Raw genomic sequence first — 8463 nt, forward strand, 5'->3', positions numbered from 1 at the left:
GTTATAGTCTCGTGGGCTCGGAGATGTGTATAAGAGACAGCCCATGCCCGATGACTCCACACCCCTGCGCACCCCCGTCTCCGCTGGGACGATGGCTCCGGCCGCCCTGCCGCCATCGGTCCTGCTGGTGGCGATGAGCTATTGGCCGGAACCGGCCGGCAGCGCGCCGATGATGACCGACCTCGCCACCGCCTTCGCCGCGGCGGGGACGGACATGACCGTGCTGACCGCCCGCCCCAACTATCCGGGCCAGGCCATCTACGACGGCTACGCCGATGGGGCCGAGGACCGCCGCACCGTGAACGGCGTCCGCATCGAGCGGCTGTTCACCATCCCGCCGAAGGGCGGCGGCATGAAGGGCCGGCTGATCCACGAGGGGGTGCTGCACGCCGGCTTCCTGGCGGCGCGCGCCCGCGGGCGAGTCGAGCGGCACAAGGCGGTGCTGTCGCTCTGCCCCTCCATCTTCAGCGTCGCCGTCGCCGACCGCTTCCGCGCGCCGGGCGGGCGGCACATCGCCATCGTCCACGACATCCAGTCGGGCCTCGCTGGCGCGCTGGGGATGGGCGGCGGGGCTGCGCTGAAGGCCATCCAGGCGGTGGAGCGCACCGCGCTGAACCGCGCCGACGGCATCGTCGTGCTGTCGGAGGCGATGGCCGACGTGCTGCGCGACCTCGGCGTGCGGCGGCCGATCACGGTCATCCCGCCCCATGTCGACGCCGAGGCCGTCCGCCCCCTGCCCCGGCCCGAGGGCCAGCCGCCGACCGTGCTCTACAGCGGCGCCTTCGCCCGCAAGCAGGGGCTGGACCAGGTGCTGGAGATGGCCCGCCACCTCCACGCGCTGCGCCCCGACGCCCGCGTTCTGCTGCGCGGCCAGGGCGGGCTGGAGGAGGAGCTGAAGGCCCAGGCCAAGGCGATGGCGCTGCCCAACGTGGAGTTCGCCCCGCTGATCGCCTCCGACCGCCTCGCCGAGGGGCTGGCCGAGGGCGACGTGCATCTGGTGCCGCAGCGTCCGGAGGGGGCGGCCTTCGCCATGCCGGGCAAGGCGGTGACCATCCTGTCCGCCGGACGGCCCTTCGTCTGCACCTGCCTGCCGGGCTCGGCGCTCGACCGGCTGGGGACGGAGATCGACGCCTTCCTGCGCACCCCGCCCGACGCGCCGGAGGCCATGGCGCAGGCCGTGGCCGACCTGTTGAACGATCCCGCCCGGAGCGCGGCCATGGGCCGCCGGGGCCGTGCCTGGGTGGAGGGCAACGCCAGCCGCAGCGCCGTCCTGGCGCGCTACGCCGCGCTGCTGCTGGGAGACGACGCCGCATGACGAAGCCCGCCCTGGTCTTTTCCTGGGAGATGTTCGGCCCCTACCACATGGACCGGCTGGAGGCGGTCGGGCGGCGGCTCGGCCATCTCTACGACGTGGTCGGTCTGGAGGTCGGGTCGAAGTCCCACACCTACGCCTGGGACTCCACCGGGGAGGGGCAGCATTTCCGCAAGGTCACGCTGTTCCCCGGGCGTTCCAAGGCCGACATCCCGTCCTTCCAGGTCTACCGCGCCCTGCTGCGCGAATGCCGCAAGGCGGGGGCCAGCCACGTCTTCCTGTGCCATTACGAGGAGCCGGACGTCTTCGCCCTGGCGGTGACGATGCGGCTGATGGGCCGGCGCGTCGTCAACATGAACGCCTCCAAGTTCGACGACAAGCCGCGCGTCCTCTGGCGCGAGGCGCTGAAGTCCCTGCTCTACAAGCCCTATCAGGCGGCGATCGGGGGAAGCCATCGCACCGTCGACTACTACCGTTTCCTGGGGCTGCCCAAGGACCGGCTGTTCATCGGCTACGACACCCTGTCGCTGGACCGGGTGCGCCGTCTGTCCGGCATGACCCCGGCCCCGGACGGCGTGCCCTTCGCCGAGCGGCACTTCACGATCATCGCCCGCTTCGTGCCGAAGAAGAACCTGTTCCGCGCGGTCGAGGCCTACGACCTCTACCGCCGGCTCGCCGGAGACGCGGCGCGGCCCCTCCACCTCTGCGGCTCCGGCCCGCTGGAGGCGGACCTGCGGGCGGAGGTCGCCCGGCGCGGGCTGGAGGGGCACATCCTTTTCCGCGGCTTCCTTCAGGAGAAGGGGATCGCGGAGACGCTGGGCTCCACCCTGTGCCTGCTGCTGCCCTCGCTGGAGGAGCAGTTCGGGCTGGTGGTGAACGAGGCGCTGGCGATGGGCGTGCCGACGATCCTGTCCGACCAGTGCGGCGCCCGCGACGTGCTGATCCGCAGCGGGCTGAACGGCCACATCGTCGAGCCCGACAACCCGGAGGGGCTGGCCCGCCACATGCTGTCCGTCGCGTCGGACGAGGCGGAATGGCGCCGCCTCAGCCTCAACGGCCGCCCATTCCAGGCGCTGGCCGACGCCGGCTATTTCGCGGAGGCCGTGGAGAAGGCCCTGCACAGCCTGGGCGCCCGCAAGGATGCCGACCAGGGCGCCGCCCAAAGCACCGATGAAAGCGCCCGCAAGGGCACTCGTGAAAGCGAAGCCTGATGACCGACCGCCGCAACACCCCCCACATCGTCGTCTCGGGCCGCCTTCCCCCGCCCATGGACGGGATGAGTCGGGTCACCGCCCTGGTGCTGGACCGCCTGCGCGATCGCGGGCCGGTGCAGGCCACGGTGGAGGTCGCGGACCTGTCGCCGGGTTGGAACGGCGGCGGCCTGCGCTACCACGCGGCCAAGGCCACGCGCGTCCTGCTGGCGGGCCTACGGCTGGCGGCCGGGGCGACGATCCCCGGACGGCGTTTCTACATGCCCGTCGATTCGGGGCTGGGGATCTTCTACACCGCGGCGCTGGCCGGAACGGCGCGGCTGTTCGGCTATGAACGGACGCTGCACCACCATTCCTTCGCCACCATCTCCAAACCTACGTGGCGGATGAGCCTGCTGACCCGGCTGGCCGGCACGGACTGCATGCATGTGCTGCTCTGCCCGGCCATGCAGGCGCGGTTCCAGGCGCTCTACCCGGCGGCGAAGACGGCGATGAGCGTCTCCAACGCCATCTTCACCCCGCCGGTGCCGCGGCCGCGCCACGGCAAGTCCGGACCGCTGCGCATCGGCCACCTGTCCAACCTGTGCGCCGACAAGGGGCTGGACACGCTGTTCACCCTGCTGCGCGCCCTGCGGTCGGAAGGGGTGGACGTCAAGCTGGTGCTCGCCGGGCCGGGGCTGGGGCGCATGGACAATGCGCTGGTCGCGGCGGGGCTGGTGGCCTTCGACGGCGACGTGGAGTATCGCGGCCCGGTGGACGACGACGCCAAGGCAGCCTTTTACCGCGACATCGACGTCTTCGTCTTCCCCACCCGCTACCGCAACGAGGCGCAGCCGCTGGTGCTGTTCGAGGCGATGGCGGCGGGCGTGCCGGTGCTGGCCTATGACCGCGGCTGCATCGGCAGCGACATTCCCCGTCCCGGCCTCGTCCCGCAGGACCGGGATTTCATCCAGGCGGTGCTCCCGGCGTTGCGCCTGTGGGCCAAGGACCGCGACGCGCTGGCGCTGGCCTCCGAGCAGGCCCACGCCCGCGCCCGCGCCGCCCACGAGTCCGGGCACAGCGGCCTCGACGCGTTGCTCGACCGCATCGCCGGCCCGCTGCCCGAAGCCGCCGGAACCGCCGTCCGGCCAAAACGCGCCATGGGCTGAGCGCCCTCACACCCAGCGCGCCGCCATCACCCCCATGCGGGACAGCAGCACCGCCAGCCACGCCAGCGCGCGGGCGGTCCAAGGCGGCGCCGGGTCGAGGCGGGCGGCGTCGCGGGCGTGGAGACGCTCGTCGAGGCGGCAGGCCTCCAGCAAATTCAACAGATCCGGATCGGGAGCGAGCCGCCGCGCCAGGGCGATCTGCCGGGCGTAATGCCCGTCCACCCACGCCTCCACCCCGGCAACCACCGCGTAGAAATAGGGCGGGCCGAGCCAAGCCGGCAGCCCGCCCATCACCCGGCCCGACCAACGCCAGAAGGCCAGCGGCGCGCTGCGCTTCTCTGGCGGCAGGACCGCCTCGAACAGCCGCAGGTGCCGCCGCTCGACCCTTCGGTGGGACGCGGCGAAGCGCAGGACGTCCGGATCGGAGGTGGCGCCGGCGACGCCGTCGTAGAGGGAAACCGCCACGGTCTCGCCGACATGGCTGGCGCGCAGCTCGCGCAGGATGCGCGGCGGCAGGGCGGACAGGTCGAGTTGCGGCGGCGCCAGCCCGATGGTGGCGGATGGCGGGGCTTTGGCCAAGGGCTTGGGCGAGGGAATGCGGGTGTCCACGGGCTCAGCGCGCCCCTTCCGGACCGATGCGCGACCAGGGAAGCTCCTGGAAGCCGATCTTCAGGGCGGGGGAGTTCGGGCGCAGGCGGTAGTCGTCCTTCGCCGGATTCATGAAATAGGGGTCCGGCAGGTTCCCTCCCTGAACGGAGCGCGCCTGCGTGCGTTCCGTGGCCGCCCCCGGCGCGCGCAGGCCGCGGCCCGGACGGTCGAAGATGTTGTTCTCCAGCCGGTACTCGCCGCCGGTCAGCGCGGTCACCAGCTGCTCCACCGGGACGCGGGCGTGGATCAGGTTGCGGCTGGCCTCGTTGTCGCGCAGGAAGCCCGCCGTCCCCGCCTTCGGCACCCATTCGAAGCGCATAAAACGGTCGCGCTCGTCGGTCAGCACGGCGATGTTGTTCTCCACCCGGTTGCCATCGCCGCCATGGATGAAGACCGACGCCCAGCCGGTGTCCTCCAGGAAATTGCCCTCGACCCGCACGCCGTTGGTCAGGTCGTCCAGATAGACGCCGAAGCCCTTGTAGCGGGTCATCCAGCGCCCCGCCGCGTCGGTGGCGATCCCGCCGGTTCCCCGGATGTCGTTGAAGCGGATGACCAGCTTGGTGTCGATGTCGCTGCGCCCCAGCGTCTCGATGGCGCCGAGGTCGGCGGTCTCCCGCCCGATGTCGCGGATGCGGTTGTACTCGATCACGTTGTCGGTGTTCTTCGTCTCCGGGTTCCAGTTCTTCATGGAGATGCCGTAGCGCGCGGCGTGCCGGATGTCGTTGTGGGCGATCTGGGTGCGGGTCACCCCAGCGCTCATGATGCCACCGCCGTAGAAGTTCACCTCGCCGACATGGCGGATGGTGTTGGCGACGATGCGGTTGCCGGCGCTGCCCGGGGTGAGTTCGATCCCGCTGCGCCCCAGATGCTCCAGCCGATTGCCGCGCACCTCGCTGTCCGCGACGCCGACCAGCAGCATGCCGGTTCCGACGGCGGAGAAACGGTTGTCGAGGACGCGGTGCCCCGAACCGCCGGCCAGCCGCACCGCCGCCCCGTTGTAGGGCACGTCGGCGAAGGACAGCCCGTCGAGGGTGATGGAGTCCGCCTTCTCCGCCTGGATCAGCGGTGCGGTGCGGGCCACCACCGCCTCGCCGTCGCGGGCGAAGGCCACCGGGTCGTGGGGGCGGAGCAGCAGGCGCCGGTCCTTGGCGCTCCAGGCGAACTGGCCGGGGAACTTCAGGAAATCGGGATGGCCGAGCAGGCGGAAGGTGCTGCCGTCGCGGAACGGGTACCAGCCGTCGCGGTCGAGCACCAGCGTGCCGTTGCGGTCGATGCGCTCGATGCCGCGGATGTCGTCGGCCTGCCGCTCGCGGTCGAGCGCCTGGACGCGCACGCCGGGGACCGCCCAGCCCGCCTGGACGGTGCCCGGCGGAAAGCGGAACTGCCGCTTGTCGCCGCCGCCCTTGGTCTGCTGGGCGATGAACCAGCCGCTGCGGATCGGGTCCTGCGGGTCGAAGGCGCCGCTCTGCGCGGCGCGCAGCCGCACCCCGCCGGCGGTCACGTCCAGCCCCGGCTCGCGGGCCAGCGGGGCGGAGACGACGCCGTCCCGCTCCGCCTTGAAGCCCGTCACCACCTCCCCGCCCGACAGGACCGGGGTTTCACCGGGAAAGGCGGCGATGCGCAGCCCGGAATCCTCCGGACCCAGCGTCACCGTGTCGGTCAGCCGGTGGGTGCCGCCGCGCAGCAGGACCAGATGCAGCCCGCGCTTGCGCGCCTCCTCCACCGCGCGGCCCAGCGTGGCGACCGGGCCGTCCCGTCCGTCCGGGGTGGAGGCGGCGACCCGCCCTGACCAGCGGTCGTCGCCCTGGGGGGAGACGTGGATCGCCGGCTCCGCCGCGACGGATGGGGTGGCACCTGCCAGCAACAGGACCAGCCACAACAGCCCGCCCGCGAAGAGTCCAGGATTCCGGCGCGTCATATCACCTCCGTTCCGCACCCCAGCGAAACTGGCGGCGGGGGGCGGATGAAGCAAAAGCGCGGACGGGGTGCCTCGAAGGTGCCCTGCGGATAGCCCTGACCGGGCGGACCTCGCCGTCTGCGCTCCCGGACGGGGGGGACCCGACCGGGGCCGGCGGCGTTGCTTCCGGATGTGCCGCCGTCGCTCCCGAGGGCCGGCACGACGACACCGCCCCACCGGCCGCCCCACCACCGGCCGTGGCTGGCGGTGACGCGCGTTCACGAGGTAAGGCGGAGTCCGGCATGATCGAAACGGCGTTGATCGCGCAGGTGCTGGTGGTGGCCCTGGTCGCCGTGGTGTTCCTCAGCACCGGCACCGCGTCGATGTTCCACCCGCTGACCTACTATCTGATCTTCCACACGCTGGTCTTCGTGATCCGACCGCTGCTGGTCCACGGCTTCGGCATCGACAACGCCTGGCTGTTCATGGGCTACTGGCCGAGTGCGGCGGAGTTCGTGAAGTCGCTGACGGTCAGTTCGGTCGCGCTCGTCGCCTTCTCCGTCGCCTGCGGCTGGGCCGGGCGGGTCAAGCCGGACCTCAGCCGGGCGCCCACCTTCACCTTCGACCGGCTCGACATCACCGCCTTCGTCCTGACCGTGGCGGCGCTGGGGCCGCTGGCCATCTATTCGGCCATCCTGCGCCAGGACGGCGCCGACTTCACCGGCACCGGCGACGTGCAGATGGAGCGCGACCCGCTGACCGGCCAGCCGGTCTACGTCAACACCACCGGCTACATCGCCGAGGCCCATTCGATGGGCCTGCCGCTGACGCTGGGCATCATCTGGGTCAGCCGCTTCCACCCGCTGTCCTTCATCCCCTTCATCGCCTTCGTCAGCTACCGCGCCTATCTGGGCTGGGGGCGCTGGGCGATCATCATGGGCGTGCTGGGCATGGTGCTGCTGATCCTCTACCACACGCGCACCAAGTGGTTCCGCTGGTGGCAGCTCGCCTGCGGCCTGCCGGTCCTGCTGCTGTTCCACACGCTGGGCAACAACCGCGACTTCCTGCGCGGCGTGCTGGCCGGCACCGAGAACCCGGGCAAGCTGTTCAGCATCTTCCAGGGCGGCGAGGGTTCCTTCGTCGAGAGCGTGTCGAACCAGGACATCGCCAACTTCGACTTCCTGGCCTTCATCCTGTGGGCGGTGCCGCAGCAGTCGGGCACCTACACTTGGTTCACCCAGTATCTCCAGCTCTTCACCGAGCCGATCCCGCGCATGCTGTGGCCGGACAAGCCCATCGGCGCGCCGGTCAAATGGGTGTCGCTGCACGATTTCGGCAACTTCTCCAACCTGACCACCTCGCTGGCCGGCGACGGCTGGATGAGCGCGGGGTGGATCGGCGTGATCGTCACCATGGTGGTGGTCGGGCTGATCCTGGGCCGGCTGCACCGCTGGTTCTGGGAGTCCGGCTTCACCAACCGCTACGCGGTGCTGTTCTATTGCGCCTTCATCCCGCTGTCGCTGCAATGGTACCGCGACGGCAACATCACCATCGTCAAGTTCGGCTTCTTCTCGCTGCTGCCCATCCTGCTGTGGATCGGCGCGACCAAGGCGCTGCGCCTGTGGATCGGCGACTCCGCCGGGTCGCCGCTCGCCCAAAGCCGCATGTCCGTCTTCCACAAGCCCGCCTTCCGCCTGCCCGGCGTCCGGTTCCCCGCGGACCGGGCGTGAGGCGACCGGTGAGGGGCGGGCTGGACAGGATCGTTCTGCGCGGGCTGGCCCTCGCCGCTGCGCTGGTCCTGCCGCTGGCCTTCGCGCTGGACCCGCCCGACGGCGACCTGACGGAGTTGGGCGGCTTCGCCGAGAACCGCTTCGGCCCCAAGGCACCGCGCGCGATCTTCGTGCCGCCGCTCGCCGAGGCGGCCCGGTCCGGCGCCTCCTACGACGTGCTGGTGTTCGGAGACGGCTTCTCGCGCCCCGAAGCGGAAGAGCGCCACGGCCGCTACGGCCATTACTGGACCGACCACCTGGTCAATCTGACCGGCCTGACCGTCGGCGTGCGGGCTGCGGGCGCCGCGCCGATGGCCGCCTATCTGACCTCCCCTGACTTCCGGGAGCGCCCGCCGCGCGTGGTGATCCTTCAGTTATCGGAACGCGACCTGGGGGAGCGTGTCGGCGGGCTGGCGCTGTCCACCGTCTGTCTCTTATACACATCTCCGAGCCCACGAGACTATAACAGCTATCGCGT

The 8463-nt window shown here is 71.2% G+C and carries 7 protein-coding genes; 5 read left to right on the top strand and 2 right to left on the bottom strand.

The window, feature by feature from the left end; all coding sequences use genetic code 11:
* Positions 1-25: 25 nt before the first annotated feature.
* Genes Q4I23_RS27670 through Q4I23_RS27680 form a run of 3 tightly spaced genes read left to right on the top strand, consistent with a single transcriptional unit; the run spans position 26 to position 3671 of the window.
* Complete coding sequence (locus Q4I23_RS27670) at positions 26-1315, top strand: glycosyltransferase family 4 protein (protein ID WP_498528339.1); 1290 nt, start codon at positions 26-28, stop codon at positions 1313-1315.
* Positions 1312-2523, top strand: a complete 1212-nt coding sequence (locus Q4I23_RS27675; protein WP_498528340.1) for a glycosyltransferase — start codon at positions 1312-1314, stop codon at positions 2521-2523. The genes Q4I23_RS27670 and Q4I23_RS27675 overlap by 4 nt, the downstream gene beginning before the upstream one ends.
* On the top strand, positions 2523-3671 hold the full coding sequence (locus tag Q4I23_RS27680; RefSeq protein WP_454020498.1) for a glycosyltransferase family 4 protein: 1149 nt from the start codon (positions 2523-2525) through the stop codon (positions 3669-3671). The genes Q4I23_RS27675 and Q4I23_RS27680 overlap by 1 nt, the downstream gene beginning before the upstream one ends.
* A gap of 6 nt (positions 3672-3677) precedes the next feature.
* On the opposite strand, the gene Q4I23_RS27685 is transcribed toward Q4I23_RS27680, so the two are convergent.
* Positions 3678-4280, bottom strand: coding sequence for a demethoxyubiquinone hydroxylase family protein (locus Q4I23_RS27685; protein WP_498528341.1), 603 nt, complete (start codon positions 4278-4280; stop codon positions 3678-3680).
* 4 nt (positions 4281-4284) lie between these two features.
* A complete protein-coding gene (locus tag Q4I23_RS27690) occupies positions 4285-6237 on the bottom strand; it encodes a right-handed parallel beta-helix repeat-containing protein (protein ID WP_498528342.1) in 1953 nt (650 codons plus the stop codon).
* Between the two features lie 281 nt (positions 6238-6518).
* Between Q4I23_RS27690 and Q4I23_RS27695 the strand changes: the two genes are divergently transcribed.
* On the top strand, positions 6519-7946 hold the full coding sequence (locus Q4I23_RS27695; protein WP_454020495.1) for a hypothetical protein: 1428 nt from the start codon (positions 6519-6521) through the stop codon (positions 7944-7946).
* Positions 7943-8463: hypothetical protein (locus Q4I23_RS27700; RefSeq protein ID WP_498528343.1), on the top strand; the 521-nt coding region annotated here is incomplete at its 3' end. The genes Q4I23_RS27695 and Q4I23_RS27700, both read left to right, overlap by 4 nt.

It is taken from the genome of Azospirillum sp. UFLA03-27 (assembly GCF_059803775.1).